The sequence below is a fragment of the Mycolicibacterium lacusdiani genome (assembly GCF_021916785.1).
Taxonomy (GTDB): Bacteria; Actinomycetota; Actinomycetes; order Mycobacteriales; family Mycobacteriaceae; genus Mycobacterium; species Mycobacterium lacusdiani.
The window spans coordinates 306266-327922 of the sequence record NZ_JAKCFC010000003.1; the positions used below are offsets into that span (position 1 = coordinate 306266).

14 protein-coding genes are annotated in these 21657 nt (G+C 69.7%); 9 read left to right on the forward strand and 5 right to left on the reverse strand.

Annotation, left to right across the window (positions count from 1 at the left end; translation table 11 throughout):
• The first annotated feature begins 32 nt into the window (after positions 1 to 32).
• Genes recC through LOK44_RS11200 form a run of 4 tightly spaced genes read left to right on the forward strand, consistent with a single transcriptional unit; the run spans position 33 to position 9011 of the window.
• Positions 33 to 3326, forward strand: coding sequence for an exodeoxyribonuclease V subunit gamma (gene recC, locus LOK44_RS11185; RefSeq protein ID WP_237570041.1), 3294 nt, complete (start codon positions 33 to 35; stop codon positions 3324 to 3326).
• Positions 3323 to 6634, forward strand: a complete 3312-nt coding sequence (locus LOK44_RS11190; RefSeq protein WP_237570042.1) for a UvrD-helicase domain-containing protein — start codon at positions 3323 to 3325, stop codon at positions 6632 to 6634. The genes recC and LOK44_RS11190 overlap by 4 nt, the downstream gene beginning before the upstream one ends.
• Positions 6631 to 8361, forward strand: coding sequence for an exodeoxyribonuclease V subunit alpha (gene recD, locus LOK44_RS11195; RefSeq protein ID WP_237570043.1), 1731 nt, complete (start codon positions 6631 to 6633; stop codon positions 8359 to 8361). Before LOK44_RS11190 ends, recD begins: the two co-directional genes overlap by 4 nt.
• Entirely contained in the window at positions 8358 to 9011 is a 654-nt protein-coding gene (locus LOK44_RS11200; protein ID WP_237570044.1) for a L,D-transpeptidase family protein, read from the forward strand. The genes recD and LOK44_RS11200 overlap by 4 nt, the downstream gene beginning before the upstream one ends.
• 234 nt (positions 9012 to 9245) lie before the next feature.
• Here LOK44_RS11200 and LOK44_RS29945 read toward each other — a convergent pair whose 3' ends face one another.
• A complete protein-coding gene (locus tag LOK44_RS29945; protein WP_237570045.1) occupies positions 9246 to 9866 on the reverse strand; it encodes a hypothetical protein in 621 nt (206 codons plus the stop codon).
• 7 nt (positions 9867 to 9873) lie between these two features.
• On the opposite strand from LOK44_RS29945, the gene LOK44_RS11210 reads away from it, so the two are divergent.
• Positions 9874 to 14556: a cadherin-like domain-containing protein gene (locus LOK44_RS11210; protein ID WP_237570046.1), complete on the forward strand. Its 4683-nt coding sequence runs from the start codon at positions 9874 to 9876 to the stop codon at positions 14554 to 14556.
• Between the two features lie 3 nt (positions 14557 to 14559).
• Here the strand turns inward: LOK44_RS11210 and LOK44_RS11215 are convergent, their stop codons facing one another.
• Complete coding sequence (locus LOK44_RS11215; protein ID WP_237570047.1) at positions 14560 to 15549, reverse strand: NAD-dependent epimerase/dehydratase family protein; 990 nt, start codon at positions 15547 to 15549, stop codon at positions 14560 to 14562.
• 147 nt (positions 15550 to 15696) lie between these two features.
• Between LOK44_RS11215 and LOK44_RS11220 the strand changes: the two genes are divergently transcribed.
• The 3 genes from LOK44_RS11220 (at position 15697) to mbp1 (ending at position 17605) form a co-directional block, all read left to right on the forward strand.
• Positions 15697 to 16338 (forward strand): SOUL family heme-binding protein, encoded by a 642-nt coding sequence (locus tag LOK44_RS11220; protein WP_237570048.1) that lies wholly within the window; start codon positions 15697 to 15699, stop codon positions 16336 to 16338.
• Positions 16339 to 16417: 79 nt separating this feature from the next.
• Positions 16418 to 17221, forward strand: a complete 804-nt coding sequence (locus LOK44_RS11225; protein WP_237570049.1) for a TspO-related membrane protein — start codon at positions 16418 to 16420, stop codon at positions 17219 to 17221.
• A 141-nt stretch (positions 17222 to 17362) separates the two neighbouring features.
• Complete coding sequence (gene mbp1, locus LOK44_RS11230; protein WP_237570050.1) at positions 17363 to 17605, forward strand: microaggregate-binding protein 1; 243 nt, start codon at positions 17363 to 17365, stop codon at positions 17603 to 17605.
• Between the two features lie 22 nt (positions 17606 to 17627).
• On the opposite strand, the gene LOK44_RS11235 is transcribed toward mbp1, so the two are convergent.
• Positions 17628 to 18125 (reverse strand): carboxymuconolactone decarboxylase family protein, encoded by a 498-nt coding sequence (locus tag LOK44_RS11235; protein ID WP_237570051.1) that lies wholly within the window; start codon positions 18123 to 18125, stop codon positions 17628 to 17630.
• Positions 18126 to 18141: 16 nt separating this feature from the next.
• On the opposite strand from LOK44_RS11235, the gene LOK44_RS11240 reads away from it, so the two are divergent.
• A complete protein-coding gene (locus LOK44_RS11240; protein ID WP_237570052.1) occupies positions 18142 to 18501 on the forward strand; it encodes a GNAT family N-acetyltransferase in 360 nt (119 codons plus the stop codon).
• A gap of 112 nt (positions 18502 to 18613) precedes the next feature.
• On the opposite strand, the gene usfY is transcribed toward LOK44_RS11240, so the two are convergent.
• Together usfY and LOK44_RS11250 are read right to left on the reverse strand one after the other, a co-directional pair.
• Entirely contained in the window at positions 18614 to 18916 is a 303-nt protein-coding gene (gene usfY / locus LOK44_RS11245; RefSeq protein ID WP_237570053.1) for a protein UsfY, read from the reverse strand.
• Positions 18917 to 18943: 27 nt separating this feature from the next.
• Positions 18944 to 21655: a fumarate reductase/succinate dehydrogenase flavoprotein subunit gene (locus LOK44_RS11250; RefSeq protein WP_237570054.1), complete on the reverse strand. Its 2712-nt coding sequence runs from the start codon at positions 21653 to 21655 to the stop codon at positions 18944 to 18946.
• Positions 21656 to 21657: the final 2 nt, after the last annotated feature.

Sequence of the window (21657 nt, forward strand, 5' to 3'; positions counted from 1 at the left end):
GGCCGTCGGACCCAGGTCCTAGGGTGGAGTCGATGGGACTTCACCTTCACCGCGCCGAGCGCACCGACGCGCTGGCCGCGGGCCTCGGTGACCTCCTCGCCGACCCACTGCCCGATCCGTTCGCGACGGAGCTGGTGCTCGTCCCCGCCCGCGGGGTCGAACGCTGGTTGTCGCAACGGTTGTCGCACGTCCTCGGCCGCGGCGACGGGAGCGACGGCGTGTGCGCGGGCGTCGAGTTCCGCAATCCCCGCTCGTTGATCGCCGAACTGACCGGCACCGCCGACGACGACCCGTGGTCGCCCGACGCGATGGTGTGGCCTCTGCTCGAGGTGGTCGACGCCAACCTCGACCAGCCGTGGTGCCGCGCGCTGGCGCTGCACCTCGGCCACTTCGAGGACGGTGAGGCGGAGAAGGAGCTGCGTCTCGGTCGCCGGTACGCGGTGGCGCGGCGCATCGCCGGACTGTTCGCCTCCTACGCCCGGCAGCGCCCTCGGCTGCTCGTCGACTGGCTGGACGGCGTTCCCGGCGGCCTTCCCGTCGACCTCGACTGGCAGCCGCCGCTGTGGCGCGAGCTGGTGGCCCGCATCCCGGCCGATCCTCCACACGTCCGGCACCGGGCCACCGTCGCCGGCCTACAGGCAGCAGCCAATCCGGATCTGCCGCAGCGTCTCTCGATGTTCGGCCACACGCGGCTGCCTACCACCGAGATCGAGCTGATCACCGCGCTCGCCACCCACCACGACCTCCACCTCTGGTTGCCCCACCCCAGCGACGAGCTGTGGCAGGCGCTGAGCGGCGTCCACGGCGCCGTGCCGCGCCTCGCCGACGAAAGCCACCGCGCCGTCGGCCACCCGCTGCTCGCCACGCTCGGCCGCGACCTACGGGAGCTGCAGCGCAGCCTGCCCGTCGACGTCGCCACCGACGAGCACCTGTCCGGCACCGCGCACGGCGATCACCTGCTCGGATGGCTGCAGGCCGACATCGCCACGAATGCCGTTGCGCCGCAAGGCCGCACGCACACCGAGGCCGACCGGTCGGTACAGGTGCACGCGGGCCACGGTCCCGCGCGCCAGGTCGACGTACTGCGCGAGGTGCTGCTCGGGCTGCTCGCCGACGACCCCACCCTGGAGCCCCGCGACATCCTGGTGATGTGTCCGGACATCGACACCTACGCGCCACTCATCAACGCGGACTTCGGTCTTGGCGACGTGCTGCCGGGCGTGCACCCGGCGCACAAGCTGCGGATGCGGCTGGCCGACCGTGCGCTGGTGCAGACCAACCCGCTGCTCGGCGTCGCCACGCAGCTACTGAGCCTGGCAGGCAGCCGGGTGACGGCCAGCGAGGTGCTCGACTTCGCGCAGTCCGCGCCGGTGCGAGCCCGCTTCGACTTCACCGACGACGATCTGGAAGACGTCACCCGCTGGGTCCGTCAGGCGAACATCCGGTGGGGCTTCGACCAGGAGCACCGCAAGCCCTACGGCGTCGACTTCGTGCACAACACATGGCGTTTCGGCATCGACCGCGTTCTGACCGGGGTGGCGATGTCCGACGATGCGCACGCCTGGATCGACTCAACGCTGCCGCTCGACGACGTCAGCAGCAACCGCGTCGAACTCGCCGGGCGCTTCGCCGAGTTCGTCGACCGCCTTCGCCGCACCGTGGACGCGCTGGACAACGCACAGCCGCTGCGCGACTGGCTGACCTCGATGTCGGAGAGCATCGGCCTACTCACGCGCACGACCGACGCCGACGCGTGGCAGATCGGGCAGATGGAACGCGAGTTCGCCGACGTGCTGGCCGCTGCCGGTGCGCGAGCGGACACCGTGCTTCGGCTACCCGACGTCAAGGCGCTGCTCGAGCGCCGCCTCGCCGGACGGCCGACCCGCGCGAACTTCCGCACCGGCACGCTGACCGTGTGCACGATGGTCCCGATGCGGTCGGTGCCGCACCGCGTGGTGTGCCTCGTCGGCCTCGACGACGGCGTGTTCCCGCGCCGCGGCATCATCGACGGCGACGACGTGCTCGGCCGCCACCCCATGACCGGTGAGCGCGACTCACGCTCGGAGGACCGCCAGCTGCTGCTCGACGCCATTGGCGCGGCCACCGAGAAGTTGGTGATCACCTACACCGGCGCCGACGCGAAGTCGGGTCAGCAGCGGCCGCCCGCCGTCCCGCTCGCCGAGCTGCTCGACGCGCTGGACCGCACTACGCCCGAGCCGGTTCGCGACCACATCCTCGTCCGGCATCCGCTGCAGCCGTTCGACGTTCGCAACGTCGAGCCGGGCAGGCTGGTGCCCGACGTACCGTTCACGTTCGACCCCACGGTGTTGCGCGCGGCCCGCGCCGGAGCGGGTGACCGCGCCCCGCGGGACCCGTTCATCAGCGGCCCGCTGCCGGCGCCCCCGCCATCGGACGTGGAACTCGCCGAACTCATCGCATTCTTTCGCGACCCGGTCAAGGGCTTCTTCCGCGAGCTGCAGTACACGCTGCCGTGGGACGTCGACGGCGTCGACGACGAGATGCCCGTCGACATCGACGCACTCGAGGAGTGGAGCGTCGGCGATCGGATGCTCGCCGACATGCTGGGCGGGATGACGCCCGAGGACGCGCGTGACGCGGAGTGGCGGCGGGGCACCCTGCCACCCGGCCGGCTCGGCTGGCGCAAGGCCACCGAACTGCGCGACCAGGCGCACCTGCTGGCCGCGGCGGCCATGCGCTACCGCAACACGACTGTCCGGGCCTTCGACGTGGACGTCGACCTGGGCGGCGGCCGACGCCTGACCGGGACGGTGTCCCCGGTATTCGGCGATCGGATCGTGTCGGTCACGTACTCGAAGCTGGCAGGCAAGCACCTGCTGGGAACGTGGATTCCGCTGCTGGCGTTGTACGCTCGCGACCCGTCGACGGAGTGGTCGTCGGTGTGCATCGGGCGTCGGCGGCGCGGGACCACCCCCGAGGAGGAGGGTCTCGGCCGTCCCGACGACTCCCCCGTCGACCTGCTGCGGGATCTGGTGCGGATGTACGACGCCGGCAGGCGCGAGCCGCTGCCATTGCCCATCAAGACGTCGTACGCGTGGGCCAGCGCGCGGCACACCGGCGACGACCCGGAGACCGCGGCGGGCTACCGGTGGCGGTCGAACAAGTTCCCCGGCGAGGAGGAGGACCCGGCCCAGGTGCGTGCCTGGGGGAAGGGCACCTGGCTCAAGCACCTGATGCAACCGCTACGCCCGGGTGAGGACTACGAGGGCGAGACCAACCGCCTCGGCGCCTACTCCAGCCGCCTGTGGTCGCCGATGCTGCGCGCCGGTCAGGATCCCACCCGATGAAGCCCTTCGACCTGTGCGGGACGTTGCCGCCCGAGAACGCCACCACCGTGCTGGAGGCCAGCGCGGGCACCGGCAAGACGTTCGCACTGGCGGGTCTGGTCACCCGCTACGTCGCCGAGGGCGTCGCGACGCTCGACCAGATGCTGCTCATCACGTTCGGCCGGGCCGCCACCCAGGAGCTACGTGACCGCGTGCGTCGCCAGATGGCGGAGGCCGCAGCGGCGTTCGACGACCCGTCACTGATCGGTGACAACCTGCTCGTCGCCCACCTGGTGAACGGCACCGCCGAAGAGCGCACCGAGCGACGGCAGCGGCTGCGGGATGCGCTGGCCTCGTTCGACTCCGCAACGATCGCGACCACCCACCAGTTCTGCCAGCTGGTGCTGCGCTCGCTCGGCGTAGCCGGCGACTCAGACACCGCGGTGACGCTGGTGGAGAACCTCACCGACCTGGTCACCGAGGTCGTCGACGACCTCTACCTGGCGCACTTCGGACAGGAGCGCGAGGATCCGGCGCTCACGTACGCCGACGCGCTGAGCCTGGCGCGCGAAGTCGTGCACAACCCGGCGACGGAGCTTCGGCCGCTGGATCCCGAGCCGGGCTCGCGCGCCGAGACGTGCATCCGCTTCGCCACCGATGTGTTGGCGGAGATGGAGAACCGCAAGCGGCGCATGGCCATCCTCGGCTACGACGACCTGCTGACCCGGCTGGCAAAGGCACTCGATGCGCTCGACTCCCCCGCCCGCACCCGGATGCACCAGCGCTGGCCGATCGTCATGGTCGACGAGTTCCAGGACACCGACCTCGTGCAGTGGCAGGTGATCGACCGGGCATTCAGCGGACGATCGACGCTGATCCTGATCGGCGACCCGAAGCAGGCCATCTACGCGTTCCGCGGCGGCGACATCGTCACCTACCTGAGCGCGGCGCAGAGCGCGGGCGCTCAGATGACGCTGGCGACCAACTGGCGCAGCGACGCGGCCCTCGTCGATCGGTTGCAGGCCGTCCTGAAGGGCGCCCAGCTCGGCGACCCGCGCATCGTCGTGCACGAGATCGAGGCCGCCCATCGGGGCACCCGGCTGGCCGGTGCCCCGTATCCCGACCCGTTCCGGGTCCGCGTCGTGCAGCGACCGACGTTCGGCAAGAGGGGAACTCAGAACGTTCCGATCGACGACATCCGCAGGCACATCGGCCGCGACCTGGCCAACGACGTCGCCACGCTGCTCGCGAGCGGTGCCACGTTCGACGGCCGCCGGATCGAGGCGCGTGACGTCGCGGTGATCGTCGAGAAGCACAAGGACGCGCGGATCTGTCAGAAAGCGCTAGCGGCCGCGGGCATTCCATGCGTCTACACCGGCGACTCCGACATCTTCGAGTCCTCGGCGGCCGAGGACTGGCTTGCACTGCTGGAGGCGTTCGACCAGCCGCACCGCCCGGGTGTGGTGCGGGCCGCGGCCGCGACCGTCTTCTTCGGCCACACCGCCGAGTCGCTTGTCGCTGGTGGCGACGAGCTGACCGACGAGCTGTCGGAGACGTTGCGCGAGTGGGCGGGTCACGCCCGGGAACGTGGCGTCGCGGCCATCTTCGAGGCGGCGCAGGTGCGCGGGATGGCCGACCGCGTGCTGTCCTGGCCCGACGGCGAGCGGCACATGACCGACCTCGCACACGTGACCGAGATGCTGCAGGACGTCGCCCACCGCGAGCGCTACACCCTGCCCGCGCTGCGCGACTGGCTGCGCGCCGAACGCGACGAGCGTGGCGACGGTCGCACGGAACGCAATCGCAGGCTCGACAGCGACGTGGCCGCGGTGCAGATCATGACCGTCTGGGTCAGCAAGGGCCTGCAGTACCCGATCGTGTACCTGCCGTTCGCGTTCAACCGGTGGGTGCCCGAGGACGAGAACGTCCTGTACCACGAGGGCGACCTACGGTGCCTGTACGTCGGCGGCAAGGACGGGCCCCACTACCACGCCGTCGCCAAGCAGGGCCGTGCCGAGAACGCCGGAGACGACAGCAGATTGACCTACGTCGCGTTGACCCGGGCGCAGGCGCAGGTGGTGGCGTGGTGGGCGCCGGCGGCGAACGAGTCGACCGGCGGGTTGTCTCGCATCCTGCGGGGCCGCGCCCCCGGCGAGGCGGTGGTGCCCGACGTCTGCGTCCCCAGCAAGACCAACGACGACGACGCGTGGGCGCGCCTGCAGGCGTGGGCCGACGCGGGCGGACCGGTGCTCGAGCAGTCGGTGCTGACTCCCGCACCGAAGGCACCGGTGCCGCAGCGGCCCACCGATCTCGGCGCCCGGCACTTCCACCGCGGCATCGACACGTCGTGGCGGCGCACGTCCTACTCCGGCCTCATTCGCGTTACCGAGACGTCGAACGTCAGTAGCGAACCCGAGGTCGCGGAGTTGGACGACGAGGCGTCCGCCGAGATCCCGTTGGCTCTGCCACCCGCCGGGCCCTCGGTGCCGTCGCCGATGGCGGACCTGCCGACGGGCGCGAAGTTCGGCACCCTGGTGCACTCAGTGCTCGAGACCGCCGACCCGACGGCGGCCGATCTCGGCGCCGAACTCGCGGTTCGGATCCGCGAGCATCTGGTGTGGTGGCCGGTCGACGTGCCGCCCGACGACCTGGCCGCCGCGCTGGTCCCGATGCACGACACTCCGCTGGGACCGCTGGCGAACGACCTGACGCTGCGCGAGATCGGTCTGCCGGATAGGTTGCGCGAGTTGGACTTCGAGTTCCCACTTGCCGGCGGCGATCTGCGCGCCGACGCGCCTGACGTGCAGCTGCGCGACGTCGGGCGGCTGCTCACCGAGCACCTGCCCGCCGATGACCCGATGGCGTCCTACGCGGGGCGGCTCACCAGCGAGCCGCTCGCCGGCCAGACCCTGCGCGGGTACCTGAGCGGTCAGATCGACGCCGTACTGCGCGTGCCCTCACAGGATCACGGCGGGCACCGGTACGTCGTAGTCGACTACAAGACCAACTGGCTCGGCGACGGTGACGAACCCTTGACCGCCGCCGACTACGACCGACCCCGCCTGATCGAGGCAATGCTGCACTCCGACTATCCGCTGCAGGCGCTGCTGTACAGCGTTGTGCTGCACCGGTTCCTACGGTGGCGGCAACGCGGTTACGATCCGGACCGCCACCTCGGCGGCATCCTCTACCTGTACGTCCGCGGGATGTGCGGGCCGGAGACGCCGGTGGTGGACGGTCATCGGGCCGGGGTATTCGACTGGCAGCCGCCCGCGGCGCTGATCGTGGCGATGTCGGATCTGCTCGACGCGGGGAGGGCGGTGGCATGACGGTCGTGGACGAGGCGCACTGGCGGCGCGCGGCCGGGGCCACCGGGCTGCTGCGCGAGTTCAACGACGCCGGAGTGCTCGACGCCTCCGACGTGCTGGTCGCGCAACGGGTGACCGCGCTCGGCGGGGAGGCAGACGACCGGGTGGCGCTGGCGGTCGCGCTCACCGTGCGGGCGTTGCGTGGCGGATCGGTGTGCCTGGAGCTGGCCGGGGTGGCCGAGCAGGTCGACGTGCCCGATCTGCCGTGGCCCGACGCCGACGGGTGGGTGGACGCCGTGCGCACGAGCCCATTGGTCGACACGGCGCCGCACGTGTTGCGGATGCGCGGCGACGCCATCTACCTCGACCGGTACTGGCGCGAGGAGCAGCAGGTGGCCGACGACCTCCTCGCGATGGTATCGGCCGACCCGATGACGGCCGCCGCGACCGACGTCGACCGGCTGTTCCCGCCGGACTACGCCGAACAGCGCGCCGCCGCCGAACTCGCCCTGCGGCAACGCCTCACGGTCATCACCGGCGGCCCGGGCACGGGCAAGACGACGACGGTCGCCCGGCTGCTGGCCCTGCTGGCCGGTCACGCGCATGCCTCGGGTGCGCCGCCGCTGCGCATCGCGCTGGCAGCGCCGACCGGCAAGGCCGCCGCCCGTCTGCAGGAGGCCGTCCAGGCCGAGATCGATCAACTCGACCTCGTGGACCAGCGCCGCATCGCGGGACTGCAGGCCACCACGATGCACCGGCTGCTCGGCAGCAGGCCGGACAACTCGTCGCGGTTCCGCCACCACCGCGGCAACCGGCTGCCGCACGACGTGGTGGTCGTGGACGAGACGTCGATGGTGTCGCTGACGATGATGGCGCGGCTGCTCGAGGCGGTGCGCCCGGAGGCGCGGCTGCTGCTGGTGGGCGATCCCGACCAGCTGGCATCGGTGGACGCGGGCGCCGTGCTGGCCGACCTCGTCGACGGGCTCGGCGAACGCGGTGACGTCCGGATCGCGGAGCTGAAGACCCCGCACCGGTTCGGCGCGGCGATCGGTGCGCTGGCTGCCGCCATCCGCGACGGCGACGCGGACGCCGCGATCGAGGTGCTGCACGCGGGCGGCGACCACGTCGAGTGGATCGACGCCGACGATCCGACATCGGCACTGCGTGCGGTGCTGCTGCCACCGGCCATGGACCTGCGGCGGGCGGCGATCCTGCGCGACGGGAAGGCCGCGCTCGCGACGCTCGACGCGCACCGCCTGCTGTGCGCGCACCGACGCGGCCCGCACGGGGTCGCGCACTGGAACCGTCAGGTCGAGCGCTGGCTGACCGACGCGACGGGTGAGCCGATCTGGACGGCCTGGTACGCGGGGCGACCGATCCTGGTCACGGCCAACGACTACGGGCTGCAGCTGTACAACGGCGACGTGGGGGTGACACTGGTGGACGACGCCGGGCTGCGCGCGGTCGTCGCGGGCAGCGGCGCGACCGTCTCGCTGGCGACGAGTCGGCTGGCCGACGTCGAGACGATGCACGCGATGACTATCCACAAGAGCCAGGGCTCGCAGGCGCGGGAGGTGACGGTGCTGATGCCACCGGTCGACTCGCGGCTGCTCACGCGCGAGCTGTTCTACACCGCGGTGACGCGGGCGAAGGAGAAGGTGCGGGTGGTCGGATCGGCCGAAGAAGTGCGCGAGGCGATTTCGCGACGGGCGGTCCGCGCGACCGGGCTGGCATCGAGGCTGCGGTGAGGGTCGTCGCGCTCCTGATCGCCGTCGCACTCACCGCGGCCGAGGCGCCGTCGGCATACGGCGAGCCGATGGCCACCCCGGCCGAACAGCTCATCGTCGTCACCGCGCCCACGGCGGACTCAGACGTCGGCCGGCTCGCCGCCTACGAGCGCACCGGGTCGGAGTGGACGCTGGTGCGCGGGCCGATGGACGCCGACCTTGGCGAACTCGGAGTGGGCGCCCCCGCCGACGACGTCTTCCGCACCCCGACGGGCACCTACCCGCTGGGCATGGCCTTTGGTCGCGAACCGAATCCGGGTACGTCGCTGCCCTATACGCGGGTGACGCGGAGCGACTGGTGGGACGAGGACGTCGACTCCCCCACCTACAACACGCTGGTGAACTCGCGCACGAAGCCGTCCGAGGATGCAGAGAATCTCTACACGTCCGGCGAGATGTACGACTACGCCGTCCTCGTCGAGCACAACCCGCAGCGCATCCCGGGCCGGTCCGCGGGGATCTTCCTGCACGTCACCGACGGCGAACCGACGTGGGGCTGCATCGCCGTCGAGCGCGACGAGATGCGGTCGCTGCTGCAGTGGTTGACGCCGTCGGCCAACCCGCGGATCACGATCGGCGTTGGTCCCGAGCCGGTACCACCCACGGAGTAGCTCTAGAGATGGCATGGACTGACGAATGCCGGTCGATGTCAGTCTGACCTGGCCCTGCGCGTGCGGAGTCGCATTGATTTGACGGCATTGCTAGTTTGCCGTTGACGTTCATGAACGTTCATGTTTGCATTGCGCGAACGTATTCATTCGAAGTGCATCCGACCCCTTTCCACCATGGGCTGTGGCCGCTGTGCGCGGACCGGCCGTGGTTGGGGGAGTCATGGGTTGCAGTACCTACGTGGGTCGAGTCGGGGCACTGGCTGTGGCCCTGGGCGTCGGGTGGGCGGCGACCGTCGGAACGGGTGTCGCGACGGCCGACCCCGAGGCAGGCGCATCGTCGGGATCGGAGGCCACCGACGCCGGCAGTTCGGCATCACGGGACGCTTCGAGCACGCAGGGCGCCGGTCCCACCCTCGGCCAGGACCCCGCCACCGAGTCGGTGACCGGTGGCACGGCGACCTCGACCTCGACGACGACCGCGACGAACGGTGGACCGTCGACGTCGGTGAGCAGTTCGGGCGGTGCGCTCACCTCCACCCGGGTCACCGAAGACACCGACGAGCCGACGACGTCCGAACCGACGGACGACGGGGCAACGCCCACCGCAACGCCCACCCCCATACCCACTCCGATCCCCGCGCCGAGCCCGACGTCGGCGCCCATCCCGACCGAGACTCCGGCTCCGAGGACGAACGAGACGCCCGCACCCGAACAGCTCCGGGCCGACGAGCCGTCCTCCGCGTCGGACGCCGGGAGCACCTCGGCCGTGGACACCACACCACCGTCGTCGACCATTGCCGGCGCCACGTTGGTCACCGGAACGGTGAACCCGCAAGCGAATTCGTCGACGGTCACGCCCGCTGTGCAAACCGCCGCCCCGACCGCTCTCGCCGCCGCCCGGGTGACGTCGGAGACGGCCCCTGCTGCGATCACGACTCAGCCGGCCGGTCCCATCGAGACCCTGCTGATCGCCCCGACGCGCATCGTCGTCGGCCTGCTCGGCCTCCTCGTCGGCCCGATTGCCGCATCTCCCCTGTCCCCGGCGGCACCGGGTCCGGTGTTCGAACTGCTGGTGGCGTTCTACCGGCGCATCGACAACTTCCTGTTCAACGCGACCCCGACGGCCAATCCGCGACAGCTCGGGCAGACCACCCCGGAGGGGATCGTCACGGGCACGCTGGGCGCGAGCGACGCGAACGGCGATCCGCTGCGCTACCAGGTCATCACCCAGCCCACGTCCGGCACCGTCGTCGTGGCGCCGGACGGCACGTACGTCTACACGCCGAAACCCGGCACGGCGCAGGCCGGCATCACCGATGCGTTCACCGTCACCATCGACGACGGCGCCGGCTTCCACCTGTTCGGTTTCTTGAGCCAGCGCTCGATCACGGTCACCGTGCCCGTCAACGTCTCCGGCACCAATCGCGCGCCCGAGTTCGGGACCCGGCCGGTCGTCACGGCGATCGACCCGACCACCGGTGCGGTCACCGTCACGTTCGGCGTCTCCGACCCCGATGGAGACCCGTTGCGCTACAGCGCAACCGCCACCGATCCGACGGCCACGGTGGCGGTGAGCGGCACGCAGGTGACCTACGTCCCCACCGATGCCGCGCGGCACGCCGCGGCGTTGCACCCGACCACGGACACGATCACCGTCGTGGTGACCGACCGCCTCGGTGCCTCGACCACCGCCACGGTGTCGGTACCGGTGCTCGGGCGCAACGCCGTCCCGGCCACCACCGGGGTCACCGTCGACACCACCGACCCCGCCACCGGGCGAATCACCGGTTCGCTGAACGTCTCCGACGCCGACCGCGACACGCTGACCTTCACGCCCACTACGGTCACCACCACCAAGGGCACGTTCACCGTCGACGCCACCGGACGGTTCACCTACCAGCCGACCGATGCTGCGCGCCACGCCGCGGCCAAGCTCGGTGCGACTTCCGCGACCTACGACAGCGCAGACTTCGCCGTGAGCGACGGCTACGGCGGCAGCATCCTGGTATCGGTCACGGTCGGCATCGCCCCGCAGAACGAGGCTCCGGTCCTGGCCTCGAACCCCACGGTCTCGGCACCCGCCGCCAACGGAACCGTGACCGGCACAGTCCGGTTCACGGACAGCGACGACGATCCACTCGGTTTGTCGGCCACGACGGATCCTCGGGGCCAGCTCGTCTTCGCTGCCGACGGTTCGTTCACCTTCACCCCCACGGAGGCCGCCACGCTGGCCGCCGGCGCCGTGGCGGCCACCGCCGCAGACCGGCAGGTCATCTACACCGTCACCGCGACCGACGGCTACGGTGGCGTCTCGACGGTCAACGTCACCGTGCCCATCCGGCCTCAGCCGGTTGCGCCCGTCGCCGGCGTGGGTTTCGAAAGCGCCCGCGAGGACACGGTATTCAGCGGAACGCTGGTGGGGCTCGCCACCGACGCCAACGGTGACCCGCTGACCTTCGAAGTCTCCGAGAACCCCACCCACGGGACGCTGGTGCTGGCACCCAACGGCACCTACACCTACACACCGGGTCGCGACTACGCCGGCATCGACGTGTTCTCGTTCACCGCCTCCGACGGCGTGCAGCGGAGCGAGCGCGGGTACGTGACGATCGGCGTCAATCCCATCAACGACGCCCCCGTGGCAGGGACCGTGTCACTCACGACGTCGCAGAACACCCCCGCGTCGGGCACCCTCACCGCCACCGACGTCGACAGCACCACCCTGACCTACTCCGGCGGCGGCAAGACCACCAAGGGCACGGTCGTCATCAACGGCGATGGGACCTTCCGGTACACCCCCGACCAGAACGTCTCGGGGTCGGACACGTTCACCTTCACCGTCTCCGACGGCGCGCTCACCTCCACGGGCACCGTCAACGTCACCGTCGAGCCGGTCAACCAGGCGCCGACCGGCTCCGTCGAGGTGCGAGTCACCGATCCGGACACCGGGGAACTCCGGATCATCGTGACAGGCACCGACCCCGACGGTGGCACCGTCACGATCACCGAACCCAGCGACCCCACCCGGTACGACCTCGTCTTCGTCTCGCGCGCGCCCTCGAACGGCGTCACGGTGTCGCAGTACGTCTTCCGCCCGTCGGACGCAGCCCGCACAGCCGCAGCAGCGACCCCTGGTGACGACGTGCAGACCCTGTCCTTCACCATCTCCGACGGAGCCCTCACCTCCACGGTGAGCGTCGACGTACCCGTCGCGCCCGCTGCGGGTGCGGTCCTCGTCGACCCCGAGACGCCGGTGTCGCTGAATCTTCAGCCAGGCACCACCGGCGCGTCCGCCGGCACCATCAACGCCACCAAACAGGGCGTTTCCTTCACGGTGACCGGCCAACCCAGGTTCGGCACCTTCGCCATTGGCGCGGACGGTGCATTCACGTACACGCCGGATCCCGTGCGACGGGTGGCGGCCGCCGGCACCGCGAGCACGGCCGACGACGTCGACACCGTCGTGGTCCGCGTCAGCGATGGCGTCACCAGCCAGACGGTCACGATCAACCCGTCGGTCTCGCCCACGACCGTCGCCGCGGTGTATCAGCTGCCGGCGGGGACCACGGCCCAGGGCTCCGCTGTAGTCGACGCCAACGGCGTCGGATATTTGAGGGTGCGCACCGCCGACGGCAATTACGCGATCGTGGTTACGTCCCCCGGTGGTGCCGCTTTGCGCGTCATCGCGCTGGCGGGCGCCCCGGTCGACGGCGTTTACGTCGACGGGCGAACTGCCCTGCAGTACAGCCGCGCAACCGACGGCACCGTGTCGGCCACGGTGATCCGCACCGGCGGAGCGACGACGACGGCGTTGCCCGGATCCCCCACCGATCAATTCGTCGACGGCCGCACCGGCACCGTGTACGTCGTCAGCGAGTCGATCACCGGCGTGCACTCCGTGACGCTGCTCCCGACCGCCGGTGCATCGTCCACGGTCAGCCTCCCCGGCACGCCTAGCGACTTGATCGCCCGCGCTGATGGCAGCTACTACACCGTGACGACGTCCCCGACCGGTGAACACACCGTCGTCGTCATTCGCGCCGACGCCACCACGGTCAGCGCCCCGCTGCCCGGTACGCCGGTGACCGAGGGCATTCCGGGGAAGGCCGGCCTACTGACCTTCCTCACGCGCGCTACCGACGGCACGTCGGCGGTGACGGTGTTGCGTCTCGACGGCACGGTCAGCACCACGGTGGTGCCGGGTACCGCGATCACCTTGCCCTTCCCCAACGATCGCGGCCTCCTCACCGTGCGGTCGGTTCGGCAGAACGGGAACTCACTGACCGACTACGCGACCACGATTTCGGATAACGGCGTCGTCGAAGTCCGGCAGGGCGATACGCGGAATCTGGGTGGGACTCTGGTCGGAACAATCGGACACCTCGGCGAAGACGCCTCGACCCGGTACTACACAGTGCTTCTTCCGAAGGCACTGATCAATGATCCCGACCGCTACGAACTCGTCGTGCAGAACGGCGACTTCACTCGTCGGTTCGCCCTGCCCGGGTCGCCTCTCGACGAGCGCGACCGCTTCCGACCCACGTTCACCAACATCGATACCCACACCATCTATCAGCTCACGACCCTCACCCCGGATCGAGGCGACCCGGTGGACTACGTCGCGGTGATCGACACCCGTCTGCTGACCTCGAGGACCGTGGCGCTACCCGGCGGAATCAGCATCGACCCGGCCATCGACCCGGTCAGTGGGACGGCATTCATCGTCAGCAACGACCTGACGAATCAATGGATCACCGTGCTCAACATCGATGACGAGCCGACCACCATCCCGGTGAACGGTACGTTCCCGCGGACCGAATTCTTCGTCTCCGGCGGTGTAGGGCGCGTCGTCACCAATGCTGCAGGCACGTATGCGCTCTTGACCGTCGACGCGACCGGCAGGGTGCAGACGACGCCGCTGGGCGGGACTCCCGTCGGTGGCTACGTCGTCGATCCGGTGTCCGGCAAGGTCGTCCAAGCCGTGGCGTCCAACGGGCAGGCGTCCCTGGTGATCATCTCCGCCGACGGCTCGTCGACGACGGCAGCTCTGCCAAATACGCTCACCGACGGGCCCTTCGTCTCCGGACAGGACGGCGTCATCCGGGCCGTGGTGAAGGCGCCGGGCACCAACGGCGCCTACTCGATTGCCACCATCCGGCCAGACGGCACCGTGGTCACCGCCGCCCTGGGCACCACGATGAATCCGACGGTCCTCGAACTCGAGAACTCCTTCATCGTTCGCGTGCGTGCTGGCAGCACATCCGGCGTGGTAGTCGTGCGTGACGACGGATCGACGGTCGGCATTTCGATCCCAGGGGTGCCGATCAATGACTTCAACGTCGATGAGAGGGGCCGGACCTACTTCACGTCGGTGTCGGGAACGAACACGACGGTGACGATCGTCGCGCCGGACGGCACCTCGACGGTGCGCACCGTGCCTGGCAGAGCGAGCACGGCGGTGACGTTCGGACCGTCGGGGGCGTTCCAGCTCACCGATGCCGGCTTGTTCGCCCTGGCAGAGCCAACCGATACCGGACTGCTCTAGGCGTTACAGGCGGCCGACGCTGCGCAGGCCCTCGACGGTGTCGGCGAGCGTCTCCGCCGGGTCGCGCTGAACGATGCCCAGCTCGCGTTCGGCAGGCCCGTCGTCGGACGCGGGCATCTGCGTGTAGTACTGCATGGCGGCCGAGTCGATCGGCGTGTCGAATGGCAGGCGATCGCCGATGACGTCGAACAGCCGGCCCAGCGCACGCAATCCGCTGTCGGGCACCGGAACTGCGACGAGTGGCCGGTTGGCGGACTCGCCGATCAGCTTCGCGAGGCGAGCCACCGGAACCCGCTGCCCACCCGCCATGTAGCGGCGCGGCCCCTTGCCCCGCTCGAGCAGCGCGACGTGCAGGTCGGCCAGATCGCGCACGTCGATCACGATCCAGGCGGCGCTGCGCCCGGGCACGCCGTACATCTTGACCGCGGCCTCGACGCCCTCGGCGGCCTCGCCGAACTGGTCGCCGGCGGGCGGGCCGAGCACCATGCCGGGATAGCTGATGCTGACCGGTGCGCCGGCGTCCTGCAGGCCGCGGGCGTATGCCTCGACGACGGCCTTCGACTTGCCGTAGCCGTCGGAGCCGCCGACGACGGGCAGGTCCGCGTGCAGGGTCTCCAGTCCGGGACGGAACAGCGCCGAGAAGCTCGACACGTGCACGACGGGATCGATACCTGCCTTCACCGCGCCGCCCAGGACGTTGCGGGCGCCCTCGAGGTTGGTGAACAGCATCTCGTCGGCGCGCGCCGGGTCGGTCGACACCATTGCCGCGCAATGGATCACGGCGTCACACCCATCCAGGGCCGTCGCGGTGGTCTTCGAATCGGCGATGTCGCCGACGACGTGGTCGCCGATGTCGACGCCGATCTTCTCGGCGCTGGTGCGTAGCCGGTCGGCGTTGCGGACGAGGAAGCGCACCTGATGGCCGGCGTCCTGCGCGGCCTTGGCGGTCCAGGCGCCGACGAAGCCGGTGCCACCGGTGACGAGTACTCGCAACGAACCCTCCAGGGTGAAGACGAACGCAGACTGCGTTGACCCGTCGAAACTAGCGCACGCCGATGGTCACGGTTCCGTCATTCCGGATCGCGTGTGCGGAGCGCAAGCTAAGGCTATGACCACGTGCAGAGAACGAGGAGGGATGACGTGCTGAACCGCATTGCATCAGTGGCTGGCCAGGTCGGTGAATCGGCGCTGTCGATCGTCGGCATTCGCATCGGTACCGAGGAGCCTTCCCACACCAGCAAGCCGATCGCCGATCACGTCGAGTTGCGCACTTACGGGCCGCGGATCGCCGCCGAGACGACCATCACCGCCACGGACGAAGAGGGGGCGCGCAGCGAAGGGTTCCGCCGACTGGCGGGGTACATCTTCGGCAAGAACCATGGCAAGGACGACATCGCGATGACCGCGCCGGTCGTGCAGTCGCGCCAGGGCCGCAAGATCGCGATGACGGCGCCGGTCGTTCAGTCCGCTCAGGACGTAGAGGTCGGAAGCAGTTGGGTCATCAGGTTCTTCATGCCGTCGGAGTGGACGATGGCGACCCTGCCGACACCGAACGACGAGCGGGTCCGATTGGTCGAGGTGCCCGGCGAGACGTTCGCGGTGCTGCGGTTCAGCGGCGACCGGGGGCCCGAGGCGGTCGCGAAGCGGACCGCCGAGCTGATGGACGTGCTGGCGACGTACGGATTCGACGCCACGGGCGAGCCGTCGGCGTGGTTCTACGATCCGCCGTGGACGCTGCCGTTCCGCAGGCGCAACGAGATCGCGGTGCCGGTATCGGTCTGATCTCGTCGGCGTCGGCGCCGGTGTCGGCATCGAACTCCCGGGGTATCCGTCGGCCGCGACCGCCGAGGAAGGGATCACCGTGACCACCGTGGACAAGACGTCGAAGCCATCGCGAGCGGTCGTCACATGGCGTTGGATTACGCTACTGCTGGCGGTCAGTCAGCTCGCCGCACCGGCGGTCACGAGCGCGGTCGCGGGCGACTTCCTCGCCTCGGGAGCCACCAACGAAGCTCTGATCACGCCGGCGGGCTACGCATTCGGACTGTGGGGCGTCATCACGGTGCTCAGCGCGATCACCGCGCTCGCGATCGTGCGTTACGGCTTCGGCGCGTGGTGGGAACTCGGCGTGCTGATCGACCTGTGCATCGTATTCACCGGGTTCAGCGTCTGGCTGTTGATCGCCGCGCAGGACTGGTTGTGGACGAGCGTGGTGGTGTTCCTCGTGATGGCGGGAGCGCTGGTGCACGTCATGCGAAAGCTGGTGCGCCATCCCGATCAGGTGACGTGTCCCTCCCGGGTCAGGACGCTGGCCACCGTCACCTTCGGGCTCTATCTCGGCTGGAGCAGCATCGCGATCTTCGCGAACGTCGCGGCCGCGTTGATCTATGGCGGCTGGTCGTCTGCGGACGTGGCGTGGCAGTTCGTCGTGCTGGCACTCGCGGCCGTGAGCGCAGTGGTCACGACCGTCATGCTGCGGGGCACCATCGGCTACGTCGTCGGTGTGCTGTGGGCGCTGGTGGCGATCGCGATAGGCGCTGCCGAGCGGGGCAATTCGATGCTGGCCTCGACGGCCGCCTTCGGAGCGGTCGCCGTCCTCCTGGTGGCGGTGCTGCGGTGGCAGCGCTCCCGCGGCGGGGCGACGGATGGGCCGATTACCGCCTGACGAACCCGAAATTCACAGTCGGCAAACGTCGAGTGATCATGCTAACAAGATGCTTGCTATAGCTAGCACTGAATTGTCAGACTCGGTGGACAAGCACCCGGCATGCCGCACCGGCGCTGGGTCACCCGATGAGAGGCAACTATGTCGAACAGCAGTGGCGGACCCATCAACCTGGTGAAGAGCGTCGTCGACGGGGCGTTCGGACTCGTCAAGCAGGTCCTCGGCGTCGTCTTGGGCAACAACCGTCTCGAAGAGCAGGGCAAGGCGCAGCAGGACAAGGCCGAAGCCGAGAAGGACGTGGCCAAGAAGGAAGCGCAGGCCGAGGCCGCCCGCGCCGAGGCCAAGACTCAGGAAGCGCGCCAGGAAGCCGCCAAGAAGTCCTGACCGCCCCGCACCCGGTCCCGGTCTACGGCCTGACCGAGTGATGGCTCAGGATTGAGACGCGGTTGAAGGCGTTGATCGTCGTCGCCACCCAGATGACCGCGGATGTCTCGTCGTCGCCGAACACCCTTCGTGCGCGCGAGTATTCGCGGTCGGCGGTGTCACGGTCGAGTAGTGACGTGGTCATCTCGGCGAGCCGCAGGGCGGCTTGCTCCCGTTCGTCGAACAGCTCGGTGTCACGCCAGACCGACACCGTCGAGAGCTGCTTCTCGGTGACGCCGGCGGCAAGCGCCTTGCGGTGATGGAGGTCGAGGCATGTTGCACAACCATTCATCTGCGAGACGCGGACGTTGACGAGTTCGACGATCCCGCGCGACAGACCGGCGTCCTCGGCAGCCTTGGCGACCGCGGTCGCGACGCCGACCATCGAGCGATAGACCTGCGGGGTCTGCTTGTCGATGTGTACGTAGTCGACGTTCACGGCGCTCACTCCGATCGGTATGGTCGGGTCGATCGTACGCATCCCCGACAGGAGCGAGATGGCCAGCGACCAGGCACTGACGGACAAGACCGGCGCCCCCGTGGAGGTCATCCGGCGTGACGATGACTTCGCGGTAGCGGTCGACGGAAAGACGGTGGGCCTGACCGCCTTTGCCGACCGGGACGGGCAACGCGTGTTCTTCCACACCGAGGTCGACGACGCCTATGGCGGACGAGGGCTGGGAACCGTGGTGATCAGTGCGGCTTTGGCCGCGACCCGCGACGAGGGGCTGCGCATCGTGGCGATCTGTCCGATGGTCGCGGCATTCGTCGGCAAGCACCCGGAGTACGGCGACGTCGTCGACAGGACTACGCGCGAGACGCTCGCGTTGGCACGGGAGCGGATGGCGGCGCGCTAGCACTTGGCCGCGGGCCCAACCCACAGCTGCTCGCTGGTCACAGGAGTCACGTTCGTACCTGCGCCAGACGACGTGATCGACCGCCGAATGTTCCACCTAGCGAGCGAATTGGCTAGGCGCGGAGGTTCCTCTCCGGATGGTCCGCTGTCCACTTCGCCTCGACGCGCTTCACCCGGTGATGCTCGATGGCAATCAGGATGGCGCCCGCGGTCACCAGTGCGCCGGAGACGAGCGCAAGCACCATCACCAAATCACCGCGACCGTAGGCACTCGCGGCGACGGTGCCGGCGATCATCACCGTGCCGATCATGATGAGCCCGAGCCCGGGCAACCAAAGCGTGTCGATGAACGACTCACCCGCGCGAGGCTGGTATGTGCGGGAGTGATCGACCGGATCTCGATATGCACCCTTCATGGGCATCTCCTTCCAGGAGCGATGCCCTCAGCGTACGCCTGTTGTGACTTGAGTCACATGCTCGAGCGCCTGCCGAGCGTAGGCGCGGACGTCGGCGTCCCCGTCGTCCAACGCGCCCGCCAGAGCCTCCCGAGCGCCGTACTCCGATTCCGCCCAGCGGGTGAGGCTCAGCACCGCGGCCTTGCGGACGTCGAGGTGCGGATCGGTGAGCGCCCTCGACAGGGACAGCACGGCGGTCTCCGACGACGGCGCACCCGCCAAGGCCCGCGCTGCACCCTGCCGGATCTGCCACGCCGAGGCGGCCAGCGCGTCCTCGACGGTCGGGACGTCGGCGTCCTCCCATCCGACCGAACCGAGTGCGGCCAGCGCCGCGGCGCGGACCAACGGGTCGGGGTCGCCGGTGAGCGCACGTACGGAATCGATGCCCGCGCGCAGGGTGCCGAGGCCGTTGGCGACCGCGATGCGCACTTCGCGGTTGGCGTCGTCCCGTGCCGCGGCCACTCCGTCGGCGTCGTCGACCGACACCAGGGCTCGGACGGCCTCGATGCGGACGCGGTGGTCGGCGTCGGTCAGCGCGTGCCGGTACCGGTCGGGGTCGCCGACTCGCCGCGAGCTGGCGACGGACAGCGCGGCGCCGCGGACGCCGGCGTCCGTCGACGAGATCAGCGGCGCCACGTCGGCCGGGTTCGGCAACACCTCGACGAGTTCGCGGATGCCTTCGGCGGCGACGCGACGTACCTCTCCCGACGGGTCGTCGAGCGCCGCGACGAGCGCGGGTCCCCACCCGTCGCAGAGGTGCTCGGTCAACACGTCGACCGCGGTGCGCCGAACGCCTGGGTCGTCGTCGCGCAGATAGGGCGCGAGGTCGTCCACCGACGGTTCGTCGAGTGCCAGCACGGCGGCGATGCGCGGTGACGGCGGCTGTGCTGCTGGTCCGCTGTCGATGCGCGATACCTCCGACGCGGGCGCCTGGCCGCCGACCAGTGGTGGTTGGTGCGCGTGGATGGGCTCGGTTCCGCCGCTGGGGATGTCGTCGAGACCGGGTACCGGCACGAAGTACGGGGCGACGGGCCGCTTGAGGAACTCCATGTCACCGTCGGCGGTCTTGCGCAGGTTGAGGTGGTAGCGCCAGTCGACGTCGTCGCGGTCGGGCATGTCGCTGCGGTCGTGGTAGAGCCCCCACCGCGACTCGGTGCGGGTGAGCGAAGAGCGGGCGGCCATCTCGGCGCAGTCGCGGATGAACGAGACCTCGACGGCGCGCATCAGCTCGTGCGGGGTGGTGGCGCCGATGCCGGCGACCTCGTCGCGCATCCGGTCGAACGTCTCGACCGCGAGCGACAGCTTGGCGGCCGTCTTGGGTGGCGCGACGTAGTCGTTGACGAAGCGGCGCAGCTTGTACTCGACTTGGGGTTGCGGCGGCCCGTCCGGATTGCGCAGCGGGCGGTAGATCAGTTCGTGGGCGGCGGCGATCTGGTCGGCGGGCAGGGTGTCCGGCGCGGGAGCGTCGTCGAGTGTCGACGCCGCGTGCGAGCCGGCCAGCTCCCCGTAGACGAAGGCGCCGATCATGTAGTTGTGCGGCACGCACGCCAGGTCGCCCGCAGCGTAGAGCCCGGGCGCGGTGGTGCGGGCGTTCTCGTCGACCCACACTCCCGATGCCGAATGCCCACTGCACAAGCCGATCTCGGAGATGTGCATCTCGATGTCGTGGGTGCGGTAGTCGTGACCGCGGTTGGCGTGGAAGGTGCCGCGGGTGGGGCGCTCGGTGGTGTGCAGGATGCCCTCGAGCGTGGACAGCGTCTCGTCGGGCAGGTGGCTGACCTTGAGGTAGATGGGCCCGCGCGCGGACTCGATCTCCTCCTTCACCTCGGCCATCATCGCGCCCGACCAGTAGTCCGAGTCGACGAAGCGTTCACCGAGGGCGTTCACCTGGTAGCCGCCGAAGGGGTTGGCCACGTAGGCGCACGCGGGGCCGTTGTAGTCCTTGATGAGCGGATTGATCTGGAAGCATTCGATGCCCGAGAGTTCGGCGCCCGCGTGGAACGCCATCGAGTAGCCGTCACCCGCGTTGGTCGGATTCTCGTACGTGCCGTAGAGATAACCGGAGGCAGGCAGTCCGAGCCGTCCGCAGGGACCGGTGGCGAGGATGACGGCCTTGGCGCCGACGACGACGAATTCGCCGGTGCGGCTGTTCAAGGCGGCCGCACCGACGACCCGCCCGTCGTCGTCGGTCAGGACGCGGACGGGGACGAGCCGGTTCTCGATGCGGATCTTCTCGCGCATGGACCGCTGCCGCAGCACGCGGTAGAGCGCCTTCTTGACGTCCTTGCCCTCGGGCATCGGCAGCACGTAGGAGCCGGAGCGGTGCACGCGGCGGACGGCGTACTCGCCGTGCTCGTCCTTCTCAAACTTGACGCCGTAGCGCTCGAGCCGCTGCACCATCGCGAAGCCGCGGGTGGCGGTCTGATAGATGGTGCGCTGGTTGACGATTCCGTCGTTGGCGCGGGTGATTTCGGCGACGTAATCCTCGGGTGTGGCCTTGCCGGGGATTACGGCGTTGTTGACGCCGTCCATGCCCATGGCGAGCGCACCGGAGTGCCGGACGTGGGCCTTCTCGAGCAGCAGCACCTGGGCGCCGTTCTCGGCGGCGGTCAGCGCGGCCATGGTGCCCGCGGTACCGCCGCCGATGACGAGCACATCGCAGTCGAGGCGTACGGCGTCGTCGAGTGGGGGGATCTGCATCA